19 protein-coding genes are annotated in these 24,779 nt (G+C 50.6%); 14 read left to right on the top strand and 5 right to left on the bottom strand.

The window, feature by feature from the left end; translation table 11 throughout:
* Nucleotides 1-83 precede the first annotated feature (83 nt).
* A complete protein-coding gene (locus BQ7364_RS05675; RefSeq protein ID WP_072683815.1) occupies nucleotides 84-1,826 on the bottom strand; it encodes an ABC transporter ATP-binding protein in 1,743 nt (580 codons plus the stop codon).
* Nucleotides 1,827-2,215: 389 nt separating this feature from the next.
* Complete coding sequence (locus BQ7364_RS05670; protein ID WP_072683814.1) at nucleotides 2,216-2,488, bottom strand: alpha-helical endospore appendage domain-containing protein; 273 nt, start codon at nucleotides 2,486-2,488, stop codon at nucleotides 2,216-2,218.
* Nucleotides 2,489-2,603: 115 nt separating this feature from the next.
* Between BQ7364_RS05670 and dapB the strand changes: the two genes are divergently transcribed.
* From dapB to BQ7364_RS05655, 3 genes are all read left to right on the top strand, one after another.
* The gene (gene dapB, locus BQ7364_RS05665; RefSeq protein WP_072683813.1) at nucleotides 2,604-3,326 is read left to right on the top strand and encodes a 4-hydroxy-tetrahydrodipicolinate reductase; all 723 of its coding nucleotides are present in this window, start codon (nucleotides 2,604-2,606) and stop codon (nucleotides 3,324-3,326) included.
* A gap of 314 nt (nucleotides 3,327-3,640) precedes the next feature.
* A complete protein-coding gene (locus tag BQ7364_RS05660) occupies nucleotides 3,641-4,804 on the top strand; it encodes an AfsR/SARP family transcriptional regulator (protein ID WP_072683812.1) in 1,164 nt (387 codons plus the stop codon).
* A 64-nt stretch (nucleotides 4,805-4,868) separates the two neighbouring features.
* On the top strand, nucleotides 4,869-5,315 hold the full coding sequence (locus tag BQ7364_RS05655; RefSeq protein ID WP_072683811.1) for a GatB/YqeY domain-containing protein: 447 nt from the start codon (nucleotides 4,869-4,871) through the stop codon (nucleotides 5,313-5,315).
* A 335-nt stretch (nucleotides 5,316-5,650) separates the two neighbouring features.
* Here BQ7364_RS05655 and BQ7364_RS05650 read toward each other — a convergent pair whose 3' ends face one another.
* Entirely contained in the window at nucleotides 5,651-8,152 is a 2,502-nt protein-coding gene (locus tag BQ7364_RS05650; RefSeq protein ID WP_083538454.1) for a transglycosylase domain-containing protein, read from the bottom strand.
* A gap of 717 nt (nucleotides 8,153-8,869) precedes the next feature.
* Here BQ7364_RS05650 and BQ7364_RS05645 point away from each other — a divergent pair.
* Genes BQ7364_RS05645 through BQ7364_RS05635 form a run of 3 tightly spaced genes read left to right on the top strand, consistent with a single transcriptional unit; the run spans nucleotide 8,870 to nucleotide 11,540 of the window.
* Nucleotides 8,870-9,859, top strand: coding sequence for an ABC transporter substrate-binding protein (locus BQ7364_RS05645; RefSeq protein ID WP_072683970.1), 990 nt, complete (start codon nucleotides 8,870-8,872; stop codon nucleotides 9,857-9,859).
* A gap of 18 nt (nucleotides 9,860-9,877) precedes the next feature.
* On the top strand, nucleotides 9,878-10,756 hold the full coding sequence (locus BQ7364_RS05640; RefSeq protein WP_072683810.1) for an ABC transporter permease: 879 nt from the start codon (nucleotides 9,878-9,880) through the stop codon (nucleotides 10,754-10,756).
* Entirely contained in the window at nucleotides 10,749-11,540 is a 792-nt protein-coding gene (locus BQ7364_RS05635) for an ABC transporter ATP-binding protein (RefSeq protein WP_072683809.1), read from the top strand. The genes BQ7364_RS05640 and BQ7364_RS05635 overlap by 8 nt, the downstream gene beginning before the upstream one ends.
* 237 nt (nucleotides 11,541-11,777) lie before the next feature.
* Here the strand turns inward: BQ7364_RS05635 and BQ7364_RS05630 are convergent, their stop codons facing one another.
* Nucleotides 11,778-11,960 (bottom strand): hypothetical protein, encoded by a 183-nt coding sequence (locus tag BQ7364_RS05630; RefSeq protein WP_072683808.1) that lies wholly within the window; start codon nucleotides 11,958-11,960, stop codon nucleotides 11,778-11,780.
* Nucleotides 11,961-12,561: 601 nt separating this feature from the next.
* On the opposite strand from BQ7364_RS05630, the gene BQ7364_RS05625 reads away from it, so the two are divergent.
* From BQ7364_RS05625 to BQ7364_RS05595, 8 genes are all read left to right on the top strand, one after another.
* Nucleotides 12,562-13,293, top strand: coding sequence for a sugar isomerase domain-containing protein (locus tag BQ7364_RS05625; RefSeq protein ID WP_039864589.1), 732 nt, complete (start codon nucleotides 12,562-12,564; stop codon nucleotides 13,291-13,293).
* 212 nt (nucleotides 13,294-13,505) lie between these two features.
* Nucleotides 13,506-14,357, top strand: coding sequence for a BglG family transcription antiterminator LicT (licT, locus tag BQ7364_RS05620; protein ID WP_083538452.1), 852 nt, complete (start codon nucleotides 13,506-13,508; stop codon nucleotides 14,355-14,357).
* 175 nt (nucleotides 14,358-14,532) lie between these two features.
* The gene (locus BQ7364_RS05615) at nucleotides 14,533-16,374 is read left to right on the top strand and encodes a beta-glucoside-specific PTS transporter subunit IIABC (RefSeq protein WP_072683968.1); all 1,842 of its coding nucleotides are present in this window, start codon (nucleotides 14,533-14,535) and stop codon (nucleotides 16,372-16,374) included.
* Nucleotides 16,374-17,777, top strand: coding sequence for a glycoside hydrolase family 1 protein (locus BQ7364_RS05610; RefSeq protein ID WP_072683807.1), 1,404 nt, complete (start codon nucleotides 16,374-16,376; stop codon nucleotides 17,775-17,777). Before BQ7364_RS05615 ends, BQ7364_RS05610 begins: the two co-directional genes overlap by 1 nt.
* Complete coding sequence (locus tag BQ7364_RS17720; RefSeq protein ID WP_139248572.1) at nucleotides 17,761-17,955, top strand: hypothetical protein; 195 nt, start codon at nucleotides 17,761-17,763, stop codon at nucleotides 17,953-17,955. The genes BQ7364_RS05610 and BQ7364_RS17720 overlap by 17 nt, the downstream gene beginning before the upstream one ends.
* 556 nt (nucleotides 17,956-18,511) lie before the next feature.
* Nucleotides 18,512-20,254 (top strand): N-acyl-D-amino-acid deacylase family protein, encoded by a 1,743-nt coding sequence (locus tag BQ7364_RS05605; protein WP_072683806.1) that lies wholly within the window; start codon nucleotides 18,512-18,514, stop codon nucleotides 20,252-20,254.
* An 84-nt stretch (nucleotides 20,255-20,338) separates the two neighbouring features.
* Entirely contained in the window at nucleotides 20,339-20,827 is a 489-nt protein-coding gene (locus BQ7364_RS05600) for a hypothetical protein (RefSeq protein WP_139248571.1), read from the top strand.
* Between the two features lie 777 nt (nucleotides 20,828-21,604).
* Entirely contained in the window at nucleotides 21,605-22,111 is a 507-nt protein-coding gene (locus BQ7364_RS05595; RefSeq protein ID WP_072683804.1) for a hypothetical protein, read from the top strand.
* A 74-nt stretch (nucleotides 22,112-22,185) separates the two neighbouring features.
* Here BQ7364_RS05595 and BQ7364_RS05590 read toward each other — a convergent pair whose 3' ends face one another.
* A complete protein-coding gene (locus BQ7364_RS05590; RefSeq protein ID WP_072683803.1) occupies nucleotides 22,186-24,768 on the bottom strand; it encodes a translation factor GTPase family protein in 2,583 nt (860 codons plus the stop codon).
* Nucleotides 24,769-24,779 lie beyond the last annotated feature (11 nt).

The raw sequence follows: 24,779 nt of genomic DNA, 5'->3' as shown, positions 1-24,779 counted from the left end.
GGACTTAGAAAACCATAAGCCGTGCCGGGAAGTACCTCATCCCAGAAGCAGAAGAATTGCGAGATAGTAAAACCCCCTTCAGGTCAATGTTCAAATTGCATGCGGTACAGATGCGCGTAAGCCCCGTCCGCAGCCATCAGCTCGGCATGATTGCCTTGTTCCAGAATACCTTCCTCGCCCAGCACGACGATGCGTCTGGCGTTGCGGATGGTGGACAGGCGGTGTGCGATGACAAATGTCGTGCGGTTGCGGGCCAGCCGTTCCAGCGAATCCTGAACGACCTTTTCACTTTCGTTGTCCAGCGCGCTGGTCGCTTCGTCAAAAATCAGAATCGGCGGATTCTTCAGGAAGACGCGCGCAATGGATAAGCGCTGTTTCTGACCGCCGGATAATTTAACGCCGCGCTGCCCGATATCTGTATTATACCCGTTTGGCAGCTCCATAATGAAATCATGCGCATTGGCGGCCTTGGCGGCGGCGATCACTTCTTCCTCGCTTGCCTCCGGCCGGCCGTAGCGGATGTTGTCCATGACGTTGCCGGCGAACAGATAGACATCCTGCTGGACGATGCCGATGCAGGAACGCAGCGATTTCATTGTCACGCTGCGGATATCCTGACCATCGACCAGAATCCGGCCTTCGCTGACCTCGTAAAATCGCGGAATCAGGGAACACAACGTTGTTTTGCCCGCGCCGGAGGAGCCGACCAGCGCCAGATACTCGCCCGGTTCGACATGCAGATCAATGTGCTTGAGGACATAATCCTTGGAAGAGGCGTATTGAAATCCGACATTTTCGAAATCCACCGCGCCTTTAACGTTCGCCAGCACTGCCGCGTGCGGCTGATCCTTGATGTCCGGCTCGACTTCCATGATTTCCATAAACCGCTGGAAGCCGGTAATGCCTTCCTGAAATTGTTCGGTAAAGTTGATCAGCTTCTTGACCGGCTCGGTCAGGTTGTTGATATAAAGCAGATAGGTTAACAAATCGCCTAACAGAATCCATTTCAGGGAGATAAACGTTGAACCGGCAAGAATGACGACAACGGTGATCATCGTGGTGAATGCGTTAAGACCGGAATGATAATAAGCCATGATCCGATAGCTGTTTTTACGCGACTTGACATAGCGATTGTTTTCCACCCCGAATTTTTCCAGTTCGCTGCCTTCGCTGGTAAACGATTTAACGACGCGGATACCGGAGAGATTGTCCTCGATCCGGGCATTGATATCGCCGACCCGTTCTTTATTCTGCTTAAAAGCTTTGCCCATTTTCTTATTAAAATACAAGGCGAAGACAAGCATGATCGGCAGGATTGAGAAGATGATCAATGTCAGCGGCACGTTGATGGAAAGTAAGATGAAGAACGCGCCGAAAAACTTGATGATCGAAATGACGACATCCTCCGGGCCGTGGTGGTACAGCTCGGTTAAGGAAAACAGATCGTTAGTCAGCCGTGACATCAGCTGCCCGGTTTTCTGTTCGTCATAGAAGCTGAACGACAATTTCTGATAATGACTGAACAGCTCGTTGCGCATATCATGTTCCATCATGACGCCCATATAATGTCCCTTATAGGTGATGAAGAAGTTGCAGAGCAGCTCGATGATGATCAAGCCGACCATGACCAGGCCGATCTTGAAAATCAGGTCCAGCTGGACGGATTGCGACGAGACGAGCACGGTATTGGTGATGTAGCGCGTTAACAGCGGAAAGATCAGCGAGATCGCCGCGACGATGAAAGCACAGATCATATCTGCGATAAACAGCTTTAAATAAGGCCGGTAATACGAAAGAAACTTTTTACCTCTGGCGTTAAGCAACACAATTCCCCCTTTTAGTTAGACATAAGTGTAGCCCAAATTGATGGAAACTTCAATCATTCCAACCTTTTCCGATACTTTTTTGGAATCAGCGGCGGCGTAAAGGGACTGGCTTTGCTTCCTGAGGTTCGCAGTTCCGTAAAAGGCTGTCCCCGCTGATCATTTTGGTAGAATTCCTCGATGGTGATGTCAGAAACGGATAACTTGCAGGACCATGGTGCCTGTGCTGCGGCTCATATTAAGCCGCACGGCAGACAAGGCGGTATATTCCAGGTTTCGCTGCAGGGCTAAGACATCAGGGCAAGGCAGGGAAAGCCATGATGGCGGACAGTCGAAAAACGACTCCGGTTCAAGGCCCGGAGCCGCTTTTCACTATCCTTAGTCGAATTCCGTTATTTGTAGCAATCCTGGAACAAACTGGCCAGCTTCGCCTGCAGCGCCTGTTCAAATTTCGCTGCGGCTTCCATCGTGCACTGAACCGTTTCGTTGACCTCGATCAATTTGTCGATTGTAATGCAGTCCATCGAAATGGCGCATTGTAACTTTTCTCCCTCAGCGTTGAGGATATGCGCGAGCGCGGCTTCCTCCAAAGCGATCGACTGCAGAATATCGGTAATGGCTTGTGAACGGGTGACGTTGCTGCTTCTGATTTCAGGCATTCCCATAAGTTAATTCCTCCTTACACTGACATCCTATTCGACCCGGGCGAAAGAACCCGGGCCAATGCCCCTGAGTTATGAAAATTTCCGGGCGGCATACACTGGTCAAGGGAGGATGGCCATGAAAATCGTAATTGTCGGATATGGAACGATGGGACATTTGTTATTAAGCCGGATTGAAGAAAAGGAAGACCTGCAGTGCGTCGGTTTGATCGCTTCCTCCTATTATCAGGAGATTTCCGAGCTGCCGCAGCATCCCGAGGTGATCGTCGACGTCAGTCACCCGGACAATTTCGTCCGGATCCAGCGGGCGATGGAACGCCAGCCCATTCCGCTGGTGCTGGCGACGACAGGATACAGCGATGATCAGAAAAAGATCATTGAGAGTTGGGCCCGGCGCGTCCCCATCGTCATGACAAGCAATTTTTCGATCGGGATGACGATCGTTAACAAAATGCTGAAATGTTGTCAGCGGGAGATCGGGCAGTATTTTGACTGCGATATCCTGGAAATTCATCATGAACAGAAAAAAGACAAACCCAGCGGCAGCGCGCTGATGTTGAAAAAAACATTGCAGGGGCCGGCGAAGGACCGGTATGGCTATCAGAAACCGATTTCCGTTACTTCCCTGCGGCACCGTCAGATTGCCGGCGAGCACACCGTGATTCTGTGCGGAGATCACGAACAGATTACAATCACGCACACCGCCGACAGTCGGGAGATCTTCATACGCGGAATTCTGGAAGCGGTCGAGGCGATTCCCGGTTTAAAGCCCGGCCTGTTTTCGATGGAAGATCTGCTGGAACAGCGTTTTTTACAACGCCATCCGAATGAATTTCACTGATCGAAAGGCAATCTTCAACACTTCAGAAAACCATGGAGGGGCACGCTGAAAAGGAATGGGTGAAAGCGAGCCGAAAAGCGCTGCAGAAAAATCGTCAGGCAGGTTTCCACCTGCCTTTAACGCCGTCCGGCTGAACCGGGCAAGCGCAGCGGGGACGCGTCGCTTTTCGTCTGATTTCCCATCCTGTTTGACAGGCATACAACGCTGAAGCGATCAAGGCAAGGCGGGCTTGTGGTTCGGCAGCCGATCTGATAAAATTGAATTAATCTAAAATGGCCGGATGAGATTTTTGAACCAGAAGGGAGGAGTTCAAAGTGAAAAAATATTTTATAAGACTTTGGGGCGCTCCAACGCTGCAGGAAGAAGAGCGATCTCAGGCGCTGAACGAAAGCCTGGGGAAGCAGCTGACGGAATTGCTGTGCTATTTTCTCATTCACCGCGGCGAGCTGGTCAGTCATGAACGGTTGATCGAATTGTTCTGGCCGGAATCTGTCAATCCGCAAAATGCTTTAAAATTTGCGATTCACCGGCTGCGGAAATTGACGCAGCCGTATGCTCAAACCAAGGATCAGGAATGGATTGTGACTGGAAAACGGGGCTATCTATTCTCGCCGCAGGCGCCTGTGGATACCGATCTGGATCAGCTTTCCGGACTGACGCCTGCGCTTCTTGCGGAACAACCGCGGCAGATTGAAGCGCTGGTCCGCGGCGAACTGATGGAAGGGTATTCTTCGATGTGGATCCTGCCGATTCGGGAATTCTGGAAGGAAAAAGTCAAAACACTGACACAGGAAGCTGCCGCCATGCTGGATCAGAAAGGACAGGCGGAAGCGGCGCTGCGGCTGACGCACTGGGCGCTGACGCTGGATCCATATTCAGATGATCTGAATTATTGTTATTTATCCGAGCTGGTAAAAGCCAGGGAATACAATCGGGCATTGAAACATTTCGATCAAATTTCCGAACAGTTTTATCATGAGTTCGGCGTTGAGTTTGAGGGCCGTTCAAAATCGCTGATCTACTTTTTAAGTTCAGACCGCGAGCCTTCGCATTCAATTCAGGAATTGATTGAGGAAATGAACACTAAGGAAGACGGCAGCGCTTTTTATTGTGAACAGCCGGTTTTCCGCAAATTGTATCAGGCCCGAATGCGGGAAAGCAAACGACTGGATATCAACTCCTACTTACTGGTGCTGGACGTACAAAGCGAGGCCATGGAACTGGGAACGCGGGCAACCGACGCGCTGATTCAGATTGTCAAGACGCAGCTGCGCTCCTGCGACATATTCACCCGCACGGCAAACTGTCAGCTGGCTGTGATGTTGATGATGAAAGCCGAAAATGACGTGCATAAAGTTGTCAGCCGGCTCAGCCAGCGCTTAAACCGCAAGTATCCGGCGGCGCAGGTTCGGGTTTATTACCATGTTCAGAAAATTGAACAGAATAATCCGCAGGCTGCTCTGCAGCATGATAAATAAAGACCGCGGATTGAAATGCTGCGGTGAAAAAAGGTATAATAAACATTAGAAAGAAGGATGAAGAATGGCATTATTAACAACGTTAAGAAAAGATAAAATGGAAGCTTTAAAAGCGAAGGATCACGTGAAAAACGGCGTATGCAGCTTGTTGATCTCGGCGATCGCGCTGGCGGAAAAGGAGGCCGGCCAGCCGTTAAGCGAAGAAGAAGAGCTGGCCTATGTTCAGAAAGAACTGAAGCAGACAAAGGACGCGCTGGCGCAGACGCCGGCCAGCCGCGCGGATCTGATCGCGGAAACGCAGCGTAAAATTGAAATTATCGAAGCCTATCTGCCCGCGCAGATGAGCGAAGCAGAGCTGGATGAAGCGGTTCAGGCTGTAATTACGGAGCTTCAGCTGGAACCGGTAATGAAAAACAAAGGGATGTTGATCAAGGAAATGATGGCGCGCTACAAAGGAAAAACGGATGGAAAATCGGTCAACGCCGCCGTCGGCCGCGCACTGCATGCCTGAACTCTCTGACAGCCAGGCCGGGCGCTGAAAGGCGCAGGGAAAGAACTTGTCCGCCAGAGGCAGTCTGCGCCGGAATAACGTATTTTCTGATGATGAACTGAATTGAAGCAGAAAATGATTGCGGATCACAAACTTTGAAATGGGGTAAATTGGAAAGGAACGCCGGAATTGACCGACGTTCTTTTTGTATGAATGAGATCGCAAAGTAAAGAAAAGAAAATCTGTGAAAGTGTGCAGGCGAAGGGAATCACAGGTAAAATGAAACCGCATTGAAGCCTTCCTTGAGCGCATGATAAAGAAAACCGCATCCCTGAAGAGGATGCGGCTGGCCATGCTTATCGGACGGTAACGCACTGTTCCTCGCTGTGCAATCCTGTACTGTAAACGTAATAACCGCAGACCTTGACGCTGCCGCCGCCTTCCACCCAATCGTAATAGGTCGGCTGATCTGAGGTAACTTCGTGGTACAGATTGCCATTGAGATAAACTTTGGCGTAATAGTAAGGATTGCCGAGGATCCAGTTCCAGTCGAACAGCTTCTGACCGACGGCATAAACGTAGATATCGCCTTGAGACAGGCTGATTTCTTTCTGGTTTTCCGGCAGATCGCCGCGGTAGCCGCCCCAGTTGATCGTCAGGCCGCCCCATTCGTCGATATAACCGCTGACCGTGCTTTCCAGCTTCTGTTCGGAATTGCCCCATGGCGAAACCAGCGTGTTGTATTCCTTCTTGATCAAACCGGTTGTGGACAGATTCGGATCCACGCCGTCCACTGCGGCATATGGGAAGGTACCGATAATGTGGGTGATGCTTTCCACGCCGTCCGGCTGAACCAGCGCCTTCGGCGGATTCTTTTCATCATAGTTGGCGTCCAGCAGAAGCTCGCAGATCTGGCCCGGGATATTTTTCTGGCTTTTCCTGTTGTCAAAGTAAGTTTTTTCATCTTTAACGCCCTTGTCGTAGCCGACCCACACGACGTTGGTCGTCTGGCTCGTGGAGGCGATCATCCATTTATCCTTGGCCGCGCCTTCCGGAATACCAAACCGCAGGCCATCCTTGCCCCAGTCGGTCGTGCCGGTCTTGGCATAGACTGGATAGCTGCGCTTTAAGACCTGCATGTAGTTGAAATACGGACCTTCAACGCAATACTGCATCAAGGTGCTGGCCATGTAGGCCGCTTCCTCGCTGATAACCTGCCTGCCTTCGTGATCCGCGACATAATCCGCGCTGCCGTCGCCAAACTCAATCCGTGCGACGGTATGCGGCTTCACATACCGGCCGCCGTTGACCATCGCGGCATGCGCGCTCGCCATTTCCGTGGCGCTGGCTTCGAAGGAAGAACCGCCGATTGCGTAGCCGGTGTCGAAATGATCGTTATCGACACGCGAGAAGCCCAGACTTTGCAGATAGTCGATGACCTTGGAACGTCCGATCGTGTCGATGACTTCCTGCAGTGTCTGAATCGCCGGGGTATTCAGCGACTGTCCGACAGCCTGCTGCAGCGTGACGTCGCCGCGGTACTGGCCGTCGAAGTTGTTGATGACTTTCTTGGTGCCGCGGTAAACGATCGGCCGGTCGGTGATGACGTGATCGGTCGCCCAGCCCAGATGTTCAAACGCCAGGGCATAGGACAAGAACGGCTTGACCGCCGAGCCTGGCTGTTTAAACTGGCTGGTCGCCCGGTTCAACAAGCGCGCTCCGGAATAATTCCGTCCGCCGCCTAAGCCGCGGATCTCGCCGGTCTGGTTGTTCATCGACACGATCGCGATCTGCATCAGCTCGTCCGGATACTCGATATTTTCGCCTTTCTGAATGGCGTCGATCTGTTCCTGAACCGTCCGGTCCATGTTGGTGTAGACCTTCATCGGCGTCAGGGCCGGATCCTTGCCTGTGATCTGCTTGACTTCTTCGATCACCGCGTCGACATAAGCCTGATATGGCCCGCCGCTTTCGGAGATCGTGTAATCCTCGCCGACTAACAGATCCTCCACGCGGATCGACTTGGCCAGATCGGCTTCCTGTTCGCTGATATAGCCATGATAAACCATCATATCCAGCACAGTGTTGCGCCGGTTGGTGGCATAATCAAGATTTTCGTAAGGATTGTAGGCGTTCGGCCGGTTGATGATACCCGCCAGCAGCGCGCTCTCGCTCAGGCTCAAGTCTTTGGCGTCCTTACCAAAGTAATACTGCGCCGCTTTCTGCACGCCGCGGATGTTGCCGCCGAAGTTCAGCTTGTTTAAATACAGCTGGAAGATCTGTTTCTTATCAATCAGCTTTTCCAGCTTCAATGCCGTCCAGATTTCCTGAACCTTGCGGTCGACCGATTTTTCCGCAATCGTCGAATTCTCCAGATCGTCGACCTGGAAGTAGGTGTTTTTCACTAACTGCATCGTAAACGTCGAACCACCCTGACCGAAGCTCTTGGACTTCAGATTCTCCAGCGCCGCTTTGGCGAAACGGGGAACGTCGAAGCCGGGATGTTCGAAGAAACGCGAGTCTTCAATGGCGACAAAGGCGTCGACCAGCGAGGCCGGCATCTCGTCGTAGGTGATGTTTTCGCGCAGGTAAGCGCCCAGTTCGGTGATCAGGTTGCCGTCTTGATCATAAACCTGAGAAGATTCCAGACCTTCAAAGTCCGACAGGCTGATCGCAGGTGCGTCCTTGATCATATCTGAAGCGATATACAAACCTCCGCATCCGACGATCAATCCGACGATCAGAAGAAAATAGACGAAGAAGATCGCGATTTTCTTACCCAGCGATACCTTGCGTTTTTTCTTCCCGGGTTTATTTTGGGATTCTTGGGGATCCATGGATTTGTTTTGTTCTGACATGCGTTTTGATTCTCCTTACTCTGTGGGGGATTTCCGCGGAAATCCATTTTGATGAATCATTCTTTATTTTACCACAATCTATTCGATTGGCAAAAAAGAGAGGATAAAAAGTGGCAAAAAGCGCAGAATTCCGAAGGAAAAAACGAAAAACAGAAGAATTCCGGGAATTGCCGGGTGAAATTCCCATTGACATTTCCCTTCATGCGAGTAGAATGAAATTAAACCGGTGATGGGGAGATCAAGCACGGACAGGCGCTTAAAGAGAGTTTGGGCAAGGTGGAAGCCAGACAGAGAAGCCGCTGTGTAAATGGACCCCGGAGGGCCAGGCGAAAGGGAAGCCGAGTAGCTGAGGACGTGAGCCGACGTTAAAAGGCAGAAAATGTGTTGGCATTTTTGGTGAGTGGAGAAAAGATAAGAGACGCAGTCTTTTTTCAAACAAGGTGGTACCGCAGGAAATTCAGCCTGCCCTTGAAGGAGAGTTTTAAACTTTCCATGAGGGCGGGCTTTTTACATTCTCCGGCGTCCTCTCGCTATAAAGCCAGAAAGAACAGGAGGCGATGAGGATGGGAAAAAACATCCGCATGTGGTTTGAGGCGCGGCGGCCGTAAGCCGCTGCGCTCAAGAACAGAAAAATCGGAAGTCCGCGGCGTGGGAAAGAACGATGGGGACAGCCGATTTTCAACAAGTCAGGGTGAAAATTATGAGGAGAAAAGAAAAATGAAAAAGTTTAAAAGATTATTGAGTATCATAGTGCTGGGGCTGAGCTTCGTGCTCTCCGGTTGTTCTGGAAAAGCGGCGGATGGTCCGCGGATCGGCGTGATTCAGCTGATGGAGCATACTTCGTTAAACATGATTTACGACAGCTTTGAAGAAGAGCTGGCCGAGCTTGGTTATCAGGATGGAGTAAACTGTACGATCCTCTTCAAAAACGCGCAGGGGGAGCAAAGCAACATTGGCTCCATCGTTTCCTCGTTCCAGTCGGAGAAGCTGGACGTCGTGGTGGCGATTGCGACGCCGACCGCCCAGTCCGCGGCGCAGCTGGCGGAAACGACGCCGGTTATCTTCTCGGCCGTCACGGATCCGATCGCGTCCGGGCTGACGTCCAGTCTGGAACATCCGGATCAGAACATCACCGGCACCAGCGACGAAATCGCGGTCGCGCAGATTCTGGATCTGGCGCTGCAGCTGCAGCCGGAACTGAAAACACTGGGGATGATTTACAACGTTGGGGAAGTGAATTCCCAAACCAACATCGCCAAGGCCAGAGAAGCGGCCAAAGCGCTGGGCTTAACGGTAATCGAGGCGCCGGTGGCCAATACCTCGGAAGTCGCCCAGGCGGCGCAGGTTCTAAGTGAAAAATGCGACGCGCTGTTCTCGCCCAACGACAATACTGTCGCAACCGCAATGAGCACCGTTACGCAGATCACGCGGTCTGCCGGGATTCCGGTCTACGTCGGGGCGGATTCAATGGTCATGGACGGCGGCACGGCGACGATCGGCATCAATTATGTTGATCTGGGCAAGGAAACCGCCCGGATGGTCGATCAGGTGCTCCAGGGGACCGACGTCAGTGCGATTCCGGTCAAGGTCTTTAATGAAAATCTGAGTGTCTACGTCAATACCGACGCGTTGGAAGCGCTGCATCTGACGCTGCCGGAAAGTCTGGCGCAAGATGAGCAGCTGGTTATGATTCAAGATCCGCAATAAAGAAAGGAGGCGCTGATAATGTCGCTGGATACCGTTTTATCGACCCTGCAGCTGGGCTTGGTGTATTCCGTGCTGGGGCTGGGGTTGTTTCTTTCGTTCAGGATTCTGAACACGCCGGACTTAACCGTCGACGGCAGCTTTGTGACCGGAATGGCGATCAGCGCGGTGCTGACGCTGGCAGGACATCCGATTCTGGGACTGGCGGCGGCCTTTGCGGGCGGTTTGGGCGCGGGGAGCGTCACCGGTCTGCTTCATACCCGATTGAAAATCCAGCCGATTCTGGCGGGTATTCTGACGATGACGGCGCTGTATTCCGTGAATCTGAGGATCATGGGCGGCAAGCCGAACCTGTCGTTATATAAAAAGGAAACGCTGTTTTCCCTGTTTCAAGGGAAAGCGGTGCAGACCCCTACTCTGCTTTTGTTTCTGATCGTTGTTTTGTTGGCCGCACTGCTGACGTTGTTCTTAAAGACACAGCTGGGCTTGTCGTTACGAGCGACAGGCGACAATGAGGAGATGGTCCGGGCATCGTCAATCAACACCGATTCGATGAAGATTCTGGGGCTGGCGCTGGCTAACGGCTTCGTCGCCTTATCCGGCGGTCTGTTGGCGCAGCAGCAGCAATTCGCAGACAATAACGGCGGCTTGGGGATGCTGGTGCTGGGTTTGGCGTCGATCATCATCGGCGAAACCTTATTTGGCAAAGGCGGACTGGCGCATCATCTGAGTTCTGTCTGCGCAGGTACGATCGTCTATCGCTTCGTGCTGACCTTCGCGCTGTCGCTGGGACTGGCGGCGAGCGATCTGAAATTGTTTTCTTCGGCGCTGGTCGTCCTGGCGCTGGCTGTGCCGCAGATGCAGGGGCGGCTGAAAAGGAGGCGGAAACGTCATGCTTGAGGTACGGGAGGCGACCGTCGTCTTTAACGGTGGAACGGTCAATGAGAAAACGGCGCTGGATCATGTCAGTCTGACGCTGGAAGCGGGCGACTTTGCCACGGTGATCGGTTCCAACGGCGCGGGGAAAAGCACGCTGCTGAGCGCGATTGCCGGAAGTCTGCCTTTAACTTCGGGACAGATCACGCTGCAGGGGCAGGACATGACGCGGATGAAGGAACACCGCCGCAGCCATGCGATCGGCAGGCTGTTTCAGGATCCCCTGAAAGGCACAGCGCCGTCAATGACGATTGAAGAAAACCTGGGACTGGCGTACAGCCGGGGAAAGCGGCGGTCGCTGCAGCTGGGCGTCAGCCGGAAGGACGAGCGGTTCTTTTATGATTTGTTGAAATCGCTGAATCTCGGGCTGGAGGAACGGATGAAAACCCCGGCCGGCCATTTATCGGGCGGCCAGCGGCAGGCGCTGACGCTGTTGATGGCGACGGTCGTCACGCCGAAACTGCTGCTTTTGGACGAACACACGGCGGCGCTGGATCCGCGCACAGCCCGGGCGATCATGGACCTGACGCAGCGGATTATCGAACGGGATCAGATCACGACGCTGATGATCACGCACAATATCGAAAACGCGCTGGCGTATGGCAATAAAACAATCGTTATGAACGAGGGGCGGATCCTGCATATTTATAGCGGGGAAGAACGCCGCCGGCTGAGCGTCAAAGACGTCATGGCGTTGTATGAAAGCGAACACGCGGTTTTGTCCGACCGGACGATTCTGGGCCGGTGACGCCCGGGATGGTCGAAGGATACAGCTGGTGAACGGCAAGCCCGGTTGATTGCGAAGAGATGTTTTTGCGGATTTCAGGATTTAAGATTCTTTTAAAATAGAAGCATCAGGTTCCAGAACGAGCGAGGACGAATTGAGTAAAATTAACTCAGGAATGAAAGAAAAAGGTTGAAATTCCATCCGGAATGTCTATACTAAAGGTGTAAGGTGTTGCTGAAAGGCGGCACCCGTCATGCGCTATCTCTTACGAGAATGGCGGCGGACAGATGAGCGCTGGGTTTTCTTGGGAGTTGACACAGCGCCTTTCTTTTTGGCTTCTATAATTTTTAAGTGGCATTCAATCACCTTGATCGAACATTCGATCAGGGGCAAACCAACTTTCAAAACTACATTGACAAAAAGTTCCAGGAAATGTTCCATAGAATTGCCCTCCTTTAATGACAGACGACAAAAATCTGTCTGCTTGAATCGAATTGAAAAGGCCAAAAGCGATTCTATCCGGACGGGCATCCGCGGTCCAACAAAACCCTACACTATTAATATTGCGGAAAAGTAAAAATAACCCCCTAAGAAAATGATGAAAAACATGTTCACAAAGTAAAAAAAGAGCGCTGAAGATACTTTTCGGAAATAAGCTTCAATTCTGTTTGTTTTGATTCGATTTACGAAGTCGAGGATTGTCATTTAAGCAGCAGGCAAATCAGGATTTTATTATTCCTTATCGAAATTCAGTTTCGAACTGAATATCGCAGCTTGTTTTACAAGGCAATCGTCTTAGCGAACAATTTTTCTTATGATTTTTTGACAGCCGGTCAGTCTGTTCTGTTGCTGCTGGTCATGCTTTACTAAGTATAGAAAATCGAAGATTACTTTTATAATCAAGTATGAAATATAATTAAGTTAAATCAAAACTGCAATTATAACCCGAATACAATTTGTTTTAATTGAATTTTTTAACCAAATCCTGTGGTAATTTACCGGGGTGTTTGCTATGATAAGACTGAACAAAGGAGAACGAAAAATGATACTGGACGATTATCAGAAACGAGTAGATCAACTGTTTGAACAAATCAAAACGACACAGCGGGAAAACATCATCACAGCAGGCAAAATGATTGCGGAAACGATCGATGCGGGAGGGAATATTTATCTCAGCGGCATCTGCCATTCCATCGAAATGGACCTGTTCAACCGCGGCGGCGGACCGGCATTTTACCGGACATTTCATTATAAATTAGACGTGCAGTCGGATGCCCGCGAGCGCGACCGCAGCGATTTGGATACGGATATGGAAGGCTTAGGCGAATATATCTTAAAGGCATCGACGATCCGGCCGGGCGATATTCTGTTTGTCGGTTCGGTTTCCGGACGGACTAAAGGTGTCGTCGACCTGGCTTGGGAAGCCAAGAAAATGGGAATCAAGGTCATTGCCATGAGTTCGATGAGCTATGCGCAGACCGTGGACGCCGTGCATTCATCCGGCAAGAAACTGTATGAATTTGTCGATCTGACGCTCGACAACTGCGCTCCGGCAGCCGAAGCCATGCTGAAAATCGACGGCATCGAAGCGAACTTCGCGGCAGCCAGCGGCATCGCCAGCTCCTACATTCTCTGGTCAGTGACCGCGGTTGCATTGGAAGAAATGATGAAGAGCGGAAAAACGCCGCTGTTGTTAAAGAGCGCGAATTTCCCAGGCGGCCCGGAATACAACAATACCGAAGTTTATCCGCATTATAAGGAATTCGGCTGGTAAATCCTGATTTTGGAATTGAACTGGAACTTGGAAAATGTAAAAAAATGGCATTCTTAAAAAAAGAAAGCGTTGACAAAGTTCGAGGATTTGGCTAGAATAACAAATGTATTTAGGGTTGTAACTTGAAAAAGGCAAAGCCTAAACTGGATTTCATTGTATCAGTTTATCTGATATTATGGGTGTAGTTTAGGCTTTTATTTTGGAAAGGAGGGATGAAATTGCGAGTAAAGAAAGTGTTCAACAACAATATTCTGTTAGCCGAAGACGAGAACTTGCTGGAAGTGATTCTGATGGGACGCGGCATCGGTTATGCCATGAAGCCGGGCGATCCGGCTGATGAATCCAAAATCGATAAGGTTTTCAAAATTACCGCGCATCAGCAGCAGGAGGATTTTGTCAGGCTGATGAAGGAAATTCCGATCAACCATCTGGAACTGACTAAAAAGATCGTCGAAATGGCGCAGAAGGAGTTGAACGTTCAATTTGACGACGTAATTTACATCGGCCTGACCGACCACATTCATTTTGTGATCAAGCGCGCAAAACAAAATGAACAGCTCAAAAACGCGCTGTTGTGGGAAATCAAGAAATTCTATCCGCGCGAATTCGCCGCTTCGATGAAAGCGCTGGAGCTGATCGAGTATTCCGAAGGACTGCAGCTGACGGAGGATGAGGCCAGTTTCATCGCCATGCATTTTGTCAATGGCCAGCAAAGCGGCGAAGCGATCCGCGAAACGGTAGAAGCCACGCAGATTATTCAAGACATCCTGAATATTATCAAGTTTCATTACAAGATCGATTTGAATGAGAATTCGATCAATTACAGCCGGTTTATCACGCATATCCGGTTCTTCCTGCAGCGAATCCGCGGCTCGCTGAACGTCAGCGAGGACGATTATCTGTTTGAGAAGGTAAAAGAAAAATACCCGGATGCGTATGCCTGCGCAAGCCGGATTAAAACGTATCTGGATGCGAAGCTGGGCGTGGAGCTGACCCATGAGGAAATGCTCTACTTCATGCTTCACATCCGGAGACTGACAGAAAGAGAAAAGAGCCAAGCGTAGGATTGTAACCGCAAGGGCAAAGCCTGCCGTTCGTTTTCCCCTTTCTATCCCGTTTTTAAACGTGGAGCGAAAAGGAGGAAGCGGCGACAGGCTTTTTTGTACCCCGATGCCGGACAATTCACCAGATTCAGAAAGTGAAGAAACAGGGCCGCTTCCTGTGGCCAAGGAGGAGAAGATGAAATACGAAAGCTTAGTCCGCGCGATTCTCAATGAGATCGGCGGCGAACACAACATCGCGTCCGTAACCCACTGCATGACGCGGCTGCGGTTTACGTTGAAGGATGAGTCCAAAGCGAATATTGAAAATGTGAAAAACATTACCGGTGTTGTCGGCTGCGTCAACAAAGGCGGTCAGTTCCAGATCGTCATCGGCACGCAGGTCGCCGACGTCTACAATGAATTAATTCAGATTGCGCATATTCAGACGGATGGGGAGGAGAAGAAGGAAAAGAAAAACCTGATCTCCGCCTTATTTGACACGATGGCCAGCATCGTCATGCCGATGATCGGTCCGCTGGCCGGCGCTGGAATGATCAAAGCGATCCTGTCCATTCTTGTGCAGTTCAGCCTGATCGACAACACGACGCAGACTTATCAGATTTTCTATATGGTCGCCGACTGCGTCTTCTATTATATGCCGTTCTTCCTGGCCTTCTCAGCGGGAAAGAAATTCAAATGCAACCCTTATTTATCGCTGATCTTTGCGGCGATGCTGGTGCATCCGACCTATCTGGGCTTAAAAACCGCGGGTGATCCGGTGACGCTGCTGGGCCTGCCGGTCACGCTGGCAACCTACACCTCCAGCGTCGTTCCGATCATCCTGATCGTCTACTTCCAGTCGATTGTGGAAAAGTGGGTGACGAAATGGACGCCGAAAGCGATTAAAACCTTCTTTGTTCCGATGATTGTGATCCTGGTCACCGTTCCGGTCGGATTTATCGTTTTGGGGCCGTTAGGCGCGATCTTCGGTAATTATCTGGCATCGTTCTTCACCTTCCTGGACACTCAGGTCGGCTGGCTGGTTCCGATGCTGGTGGGCGGCTTATGTCCGCTGTTAGTCATGACGGGGATGCACTATGCGCTGGGCAGCGCGCAGTCGATCCAGCGGGCGACGGTCGGCTATGCGACAATTCTGGCGCCGGGAATGGTTTGCAGCAACATGGCGCAGTCGGCGGCAACCTTCGGCGTGGCGCTGAAAACGAAAGATAAGGAATTGAAATCACTGGCGTCCACCGTTGGCGTCACAGCGCTGTGCGGCATTACGGAACCGACCTTGTACGGCATTGGCATGAAATTGAAACAGCCGTTATACAGTGCGATGGCAGCTGGTGCAATCGGCGGTCTGTATGCCGGTCTGACGGGGGTTAAGCAGTGGGCTTACGGAACGTCGACGATCTTTGCGCTCCCGGTTTATTTGGGCAGCGACAACTCGTTTCTCAATATCTGCATCGCCGTCGCGATTTCGATGGTATTGGCGTTCGTGTTCAGCTATCTGACGCATAAGGATCCGGCGCCGGCTTCCAGCAAGGCGGAAGCGGCAGTCAAGCCGGCGGTGCTGAATAAAAAGCTGGTAATTCATTCTCCGGCCGCGGGTCAGCTGATTCCGCTGGAACAGGTTAAGGATGATACGTTCGCCAGCGGCGCATTGGGTCAGGGCTGCGCCTTGATTCCGGAAAGCGGCGAGTTTGGTTCGCCGGTCAAAGGCAAGGTTGCGATGTTGTTTGAAACCAAGCATGCGATCGGACTGGTCGCCGAGGATGGCACGGAAGTGCTGATTCATATCGGTCTGGATACCGTCAAGCTCAACGGCGAACATTTTACGGCGCTGGTCAAAACCGGTGATGCGGTCGAAGTCGGCACGCCGTTAGTGCAGGTGGATTTAAAAGCTGTGCGGGATGCCGGTTATGATCTGGTAACGCCAGTGCTGATCACAAATTCCGCAGAGGTGCTGGACGTCGTGGAAAACAGCCGGGAACACGTCGAAGCCGGCGATGAAATTTTAACGGTGATTCGCTGATGGCCTTTCCGAAAGGATTTTTATGGGGCGGCGCGCTGGCGGCCAACCAGTGCGAGGGTGCTTATCTTGAGGATGGTAAGGGTCTGTCCCAGCAGGACGTTATGCCGCAGGGCGTGCGCGGACCGGTCACCAACCAGCCAACTCCTGATAATTTGAAACTGATCGGCACGGATTTTTATCACCGCTATCGGGAAGATATCGCGCTGATGGCGGAAATGGGCTTCAAGGTATTTCGTTTCTCGATCGCATGGAGCCGGATTTATCCGCGTGATGAAGTGGAACCCAATGAAGCAGGACTGGCGTTCTATGACCGGGTGATTGACGAATGTCTGAAATATGGCATCGAGCCGCTGATCACGCTGTCGCACTATGAGATACCGCTGCATTTGTGCCGGACTTACGACGGCTTCCGCAGCCGGGAGATGATCGGCTTTTTCCTCCGTTATGCGGAAACCGTGCTTCGCCGTTATCATGACCGGGTAAAATACTGGCTGACCTTTAACGAGATCAATGTCACACTGATTTCACCGTTATTGGGCGCGGGGGTGATGACGCCCAAGGACCAGCTGAGCGCGCAGGACCGCTTCCAGACGGCACATCACCAGCTGGTCGCCAGCGCCAGAGTGACCGCCTTGGCGAAGCAGCTCTGTCCTGCGATTCAGATCGGCTGCATGGCGGCTTCCGCACCGCGGTATCCGATGACCTGCGATCCGCAGGATATGATCGCGATGATGACCAGTCAGCAGGAGCTGGATTATTTTATCCATGTGCATTGCACCGGCGAATATCCGTATTACGCAAAACGGCTGTGGTGGGAAAACAACGTGTGTCTGGAAATCACGGAGGAAGACCGGCAGGCGTTGAAGCATACCGTGGATTTCATATCGTTCAGCTATTATTCAAGCAAAGTCGTGGCGGCGGATGAAAGCCGCTACGCGATGGCCAACGGTAACATCATGCGGGGATTAAAAAATCCTTATGTTCCGGTCTCGGATTATGATTATCCGATCGATCCGGAAGGGCTGCGCTACATTCTTAATTATTTATACGATCATTTCCACAAGCCGTTGTTTGTCGCAGAGAATGGATTGGGGTCGAAGGAAGAACTGACGCCTGACGGAAACGGCGGATTTACGGTTAAGGATCAGGCCCGGATCGAATTTCACCGCGGACATATTCAGGCGATGGCCCGGGCGATTGACGATGGGGTCGAGGTGTTCGGATACACTTCATGGGGGCCGATCGATTGTGTCAGCGCGGCATCGGCAGAAATGACGAAGCGGTATGGCTTCGTCTATGTCGACCGCAATCAGGATGGATCGGGGACCTTACAGCGCTGGAAAAAACAAAGCTTTGACTGGATCGCAAAGATCTACCGAAGCAACGGTGCTGATCTGGATTAAGCTGCTTAATGAAATGGGAACTGTCTGCAAACAACAGGCAGTTCTCTTTTTTGTTGGGAATGCTTTTTTGCCCTCAGCACTTTACGAACAGGCTTTGCTTGTCCATGCCTGTTATGCGGAAAATGTGGTGAAAACACAGAAAAAGGGCGGCTCAAAATGCCAACCCTCAACAATTTAATTATACTCCGAAAAAAATTAAAAAAACAGACTGTTTCCTGCTTTTATATCTTGTATTATATAGGTGTAGAAAGAGATGAGGATCAAGCAGAAAGATCCCATGATCTCTAAAGGAGGTTCTCATGAAGAAGGTACTTCTCGAATATTAAGCCGTTCCCTTCTTTGTTACCAGAACAGGGAGAGGGAACTGAATCTGAAATATCAGAAAACAAAGAATCAAAAATAGAAAGTGAGTCTGGAGAGGACAGACCAATGGGCAGAGAAAAGTAATATTTCATAACTTGAATTTCAGAAAGAAGTGATGAGCTGAATTTTGAAAAATAAAGAGATGAAAAAAATTCAAAGCTGTTTCTATGAAAAAGAATTGTAGATTCTGAAAGTAAACGTGATTTCACTTTAAGATCATGTCCGATGTCCAAGGAAAGAGCTTAGAGTTTATAGAAACATAAGGTAGGAACAAAGAGAATGGCGGTCAGGCTGTTCTCTTTTTTTGACTGAAAGGTATTCTTGTTTCCCCGGATGGAGGCTATAATGAAGGCAAAAGGGAGGATTTATTTATGTTTGACATGATCATTCGTCAGGGCTTGATTCTGGATGGGACCGCTGCGCCGGGAAAGGTGGCCGATCTGGGCATTGTCGGCGATCAGATTGCCGCGATCGGCGATTTAAGCGGAGAATCCGCGAAGCAGGAGATCGACGCCAGGGGGAAAGTGGTAACTCCGGGATTCATCGACCCGCATTCGCATTCAGATTTGTCTGTTTTGTTCGAGCCGTCGATGACCAATTATCTGATGCAGGGCGTGACGACGGTGGTCGGCGGTAACTGTGGTCATTCTTACGGTCCGGTCGGCGACGAATTGTACCGCAGCGCGATCATTGATCCGAAGGTTGCGTTTCAGGCCGATCCGTCCTATTTTACGATGACATCGTTGCTTTTGCCAAAAGAGAAAGCTGTCAAAGCGTTGAAGGAACAGTATGGAATTGATATGGACTGGCATTCATTTAAAGAGTATCTGGACAAGTGCGATCAACAGCCGTTAGACGGCAATATCGCCTCATTGGCGGGCTACAGCGCGATCCGCGGGACGGTCATGGGCATGGATTGCTGCCGGGCGGCCACGGAAGAAGAAATCGTGAAGATGGAAGAGCTGACGCGGCAGTGTTTGGAAGACGGCGCGTTCGGCTTATCGACAGGCACCGATCCGCAATATGTGCCGGGACCGTTTGCCAGTTTTGACGAAACGGTGCGGATGTTGAAAATCGTGAAGGAGTACGATGGGATATTTGCTTCGCATACGCGGAATTATGACGCGGAAGGCAAACCGGACCGGATGGGCGGTTATCAGGATATGCTGAAACAGGCGATGGCCGCGGGCGTGCGGGCCAATGTATCGCATGTTCATACGCTGGGAATGGGCGTCGATGAACAATCCAACGCCGAAGCGGCACGCAAGACGCTGGCGTATTTTGAAGAAATGGAAAAACAGGGCTGCGACCTGAGCTACGACGTGATTCCTTCGCCTTACAGCATGGATATGACAGTGCCGTATTTTGCGACCTTCCTGCGGCCCTTTGTCTTGATGTGCGGCAGCCGTCAGCATCTTGCCGAGAGCTTCAAGGTACCGGATTTCCGCAAGATGGTGCATGCGGTGATCGACGCGGGACTGTATCCGCTGCTCGATGAAAAGAATCTGATGATGAGCATGTATCCGATCCTGACCATTTCACGCCATCAAAATCCGGCGCATCTTGGGAAAAATCTGTATGCTTACGCGACGGAGCTGAAAAAAGATCCGCTTGATCTGGTCATGGATCTGTTTGCTGAGGATTGCGACATGGGCGCGGATATGGCGATGCCCAGCGCGGTCGAATCCAATGATATCCTCTGCACTCACCGCATGGCCATGCCATGCTCTGACGGATTCACCGGCGATAAATCAATGAATTTCGGCTTGAATGAGGATATTCAGATGACGCCGAATCCGATGAATTACAGTTTTATCATCCGCTATCTGACGCGCTATCAGAACCAGATCGCAATGGAGGAATTGATTCATAACGTCACGATGAAGCCGGCTGTTCGCTTCGGCATCGAGAAACGCGGTTCGCTGCAGATTGGAAATTACGCGGATATCGTCGTCTTCGACCGGGAGGCCCTGCACAGCTATGACCGTGATGCCAACATGTCCCAGTATCCGGAAGGGATTGATTATGTTCTGGTCAACGGCGTTGTGACGATCGATCACAAGCGTCATACCCAATCCGCCGCGGGAAGAATGCTGCGGAAAAACCAACAATAAAGGGCAGCGATCATCGCTGATTTTATGCAGACTATCAGAAAGATATTTTTTATATTAACACTGTTTTTCTTAGTGTCATGTAGTTTGAATAAATATGATGTCGATGGTCCTATGATTGTTAATGGCGATGTATTTGGTCTGGAAGATTATAAAGTGGAAGAATGCAGCTTGAAAGAGAATCGATATGTTTATGTTATTTCACAAAAGACAGAGACTATTCAAAAAACAGTTTCTATAACTTTATATAGTTATGATTCTAAAGAGGCGGCCGTCCAAAATATGCTTGATTTATTAGAAAAGACAGCAGAGTTTAAAAGAAAATCAAATTGTGTTGATTGTATTTATTTGCCTCATGAGATGACTGAATCAGAAATTAGATCCTATTTTCCTTTAGACAATATGGATTTATGGCAATGTGAGGAAGTTTATAATCTATTTGATACTATATATATAAGACAGAATAATAAACTCGTGAGATTATTTTCAGATCCATCGACTATATTTACACAACCAGATGAAGAAACAATTAAGGCCGTTCACCGGATACTTAATTATGAGTTTGAAAAAGAGTAGTGCAAAACGGACTTCAGCAGAGAATAAGCCAGGCTCTGATTGAACGACTGATTCTTAGAATCAATGTGGATAAAGTACAGTAGTTCAAAGACGAGAAAGGGATAGATTGACACTTCTGTGTGTTTGAAAAAATGATAGACAATATCGCGATAAGCCCACCACAGATTCATAGTTACGGCGATCGAGCACAAGCGTCAAAACTAAGCCGCGGCGGGAAGAATGCTGCGGAAAAACCAACAATAAAGGGCAGCGTTCATCGCTGCCCTCAACAATTTAATTATACAGGAAAAAAGTGTGAAAAAACAGACTGTTTCCTTCTTGGATATCTTGTATTATATAGATAAAGAAAGAGATGAGGATCAATACAAAGATCCAACGATCTCACAGGAGGTTCTCATGAAACAGGTGCTGCTCGAATTTTAAGCCGTTTCCTTCTTCGTTACCAGAACGGGGAGAGGAAACTGAAAAGAAAACGATGACTTTGAATCAATAATAAAAAGTGAGTCTGGAGAGGGCATACCAATGGACAAGGATAACGGAGAGTTTATTCAATAATTTAAGTCTTTGGTTTTTATTCCATAGTCAATGAAGAGTGAAGCGAGGCTTCCAATCGAAAGACGAAGTTTCGATTGATAAAGCTTGATTCTTAACCGAGGGTGTAAAAATAAGAGAAAAAGACGAAGAATTCCAAAATGGGAAAACGCTTCGTCTTTTATTTCATTCGTGAACAGCACAGTTTCGTAGCGGCAAGAGTAGTGTGAAAAGAGGAAATTAACGATGAAGAAAATAATAGCTTTTATTGTCATAAGTCTATTGCTTTGCGGCTGTGCCTCTGACAAAAAGTCCAGCCTGGGCGCACAGATCAGCCGCAGTCCGAAGATCCAGTCGATTACAGAAGCAGAATTGGAAAGTCTGGCGGATACTGAAGAAAACTATTTCATATTGTTTTGTGCGGGAAAGGATGTTACCTGTCAGGCGATTGTTGAAGATACCCAAAAGCTGAAACTGAGTCAGCCGGCCGCTTACTATTTCTTTGATCTTGAAGATTCCATCACGGCCTGTTCTACGCAGGACGCGAAGGCAGCTGAGCAGGCGATTCAGGATTTTCTGGCGTTTCTGGATCGTTATGCGATCACAAAAATCCCAACCATTCACTATTACAAAGGCGCGAAGTTCATAAAATCGCATAACATTGAAGAATATGAGAACTCTGCTGTTTTGACGGAAGCCGAAGAACAAGCTCGGATTGAAGAATTTAGGAACTGGATGAACAGCGTGGAATAACGATCAAAAACAAAGAAAACACAGACTTTTAGAGCCTGCGCTTTTTTTATGTGTCGGAAGTTTTTACATTGAGTTTACTGATCGTCTTCGGGATCAGAAAGCAGGGTTTTGAGTTCTTTCAGCGGGCGGTGGGGTTCAAGATTTTCCCGTTCCTGTTTGCGATGTTGATGACGGAGCTGCTGGACCTGGACTTCCAGCTCGCGTGAGCTGAGGCGCATCGCGCCCTGCCCCATGATGATCAGCTGTTCCATCCCATCGGAAGTTGCGACGGTAACCTCAAACTGGTCGGCGAGCTGATGCGTGGCTTTTTCGATGTAGGAATCGGCCGTCTGCGAGGTTTTCGTGTAGACGACGTACAGGTTATGCAGCTTCTGAATTGAGCCGGGATTATCCTTGACCTGATACGCGTCGAAGACCAGAATCAGAATTCCGGTGCGGGTTCCCTGGAAGCTGGAAAGCAGCTGGATCAGCTGATCGCGGGCTGCGGACAGATCTTCCCGGGCCAGCACAACAAGCTCACTCCACGAATGAATCATATTGTAACCATCGACTAACAGACATTTCGTCTTGGGCTTCTGCCGCTGGATTTCAATATGTTCCGGCATTTCCTTGCGCTTGACCGGAGCGCGTACCGCCACTTTTTCCTTCGGCTTGTGCGTACGTTCCATGACACGTTTCAGCTCGGCGTCGTCGACGGTATAGCGGTTATGATGATAACCGGAATCGACTGTCTCCACTTTCTGCGGATGCCATTGAGCTTCGATATGCATGTGTTCCTCAACTTCGTCGTAGCGCACAAGAAATCCTGCGCCGTGGCTGCAGAAAACGGAATCCGCAGGGAAGTCGAGATCGCCGTCGCAGTCGTAGCCGATCGCTTCGATCAGTGCCTGTTGATCGGCGCAGGGCTGATAACCTTGAAACGTGCAGACCAGCCGGCCTAAGCCATGGGTATAAGCGGTCAGCTCGGCTTGGTAATTGCGCATTTTGGCAACTGGGGCCGTGCCTTCCAGAATTACCGTGTCGGTCTGATTCTGCGTGATTGCCGACTGCGCCTGCATCCGCTGCAGATCGAACAGCGCACGGCTCAGCTGACCGGCGGGCAGCTCCATGCGGAACTGATAGACCGGCTCCAGCAGCTGGCAGGTTGTCCTGCGCAAACCCTGACGCAGCGCCCGAAGCGTGGCCTGGCGGAAGTCGCCGCCTTCGGTATGTTTGATGTGCGCTTTCCCGGCGATCAGCGTGATTTTGATATCGGTGATCGGCGAGCCGGTTAATACGCCGGGAACTTCGATTTCATCCAGACAGTTCAGCACCATTTTCTGCCACGGCAGCGCTAACCAATCGACCGGGCAGTCGGAAGTCACCTGCACCCCAGAGCCGGGCGGCAGCGGTTCAAGCAACAGATGCACCTCGGCGTAATGGCGCAGCGGCTCGTAATGACCGACGCCTTCCACCGGCGTGCAGATCGTTTCTTTGTAATTGATTTTTCCTTCGTCGAACTCCACGTCCAGGTGAAACCGGCTGGCGATCAGCTGTTTCAAGATCTCAATCTGAACGTTGCCCATGATCTGAATGCGGATTTCCTGCGTCGGCGCGTGAAATTGCAGATGCAGCTGGGGATCTTCTTCCTCTAGCTGCTTGAGCTGACGATATAACGCAAACGGATCGCAGCCCGCCGGCGGGATCAGGCTGTAGCTCAGACAGGCGGAAAGCACCGGCGTCCGAGCGGGCTGCTCAAATCCCAATCCGTCATGAATCCCTAATTTCATCGGTCCTTTCAGGCAACAAACCTGACCAGCCGGAACCTCATTGACCATGGTGAACTGCTCGCCGGAGTACAGCCGCAGCTGATCGACCTTTTCACCGTTGTCCAGCACCTGTTTGGCCTTTAAAACACCGCCGGTAACTTTGACATGCGTCAAGCGCGTGCCCTGGCGGTCGCGGGAAACTTTGTAAACTCGGGCTCCGAAGGTTTCCGGATAGCTTTTCATTGCGGTGTAGGCGTCCAGTCCGTCCAACAGCGCTTCCACGCCGTCCGCTTTCAGCGCGGAGCCGAAATAACAGGGAAAAAGCGAGCGGTCAGCGACCGCGCTCTGGATCTGGGAAGGGGTCAGCGTCCCCTGCTTAAGATAGCTTTCCAGCAGATCGTCGCGCTGCATCGCGATGTTTTCCATCTGCCCGTCCACCTGCGTAAAGTCGATAATCCGCGGATCAAGCTGGGTTTGCAGCGAAGTCATCAGCGCCGCCGCGTCATCGTAAGCAATATCCATCTTGTTGACGAACACAAACGCCGGGACATGATAGGTTTCCAACAGCTTCCAGATCGTATGCGTATGCGCCTGCACGCCGTCGATGCCGCTGATCAGCACGATCGCGTAGTCCAGCACCTGCAGCGTGCGCTCCATTTCCGCGCTGAAGTCGATATGGCCGGGCGTGTCCAGCAGTGTGAATTCGGTTTGCTTCCACGGGAACATCGCCTGCTTTAAAAAGATCGTAATACCCCGGCTGCGTTCCTGATCGTCATAATCGAGGACGGTATCCTGATGATCGACGCGGCCGCGCTTCCGGATTTGATTGGATTGATAAAGAAGACTTTCCGACAAGGTTGTCTTGCCGGCGTCGACATGCGCCAGCGCGCCTAAAATAATCTGTTTCATAGAAAAATTGT

It is taken from the genome of Holdemania sp. Marseille-P2844 (assembly GCF_900120005.1).
Lineage (GTDB): Bacteria > Bacillota_I > Bacilli_A > Erysipelotrichales > Erysipelotrichaceae > Holdemania.
Note: the sequence above shows the minus strand (reverse complement) of the source record. Positions and strands in the feature narration are given on the sequence as shown.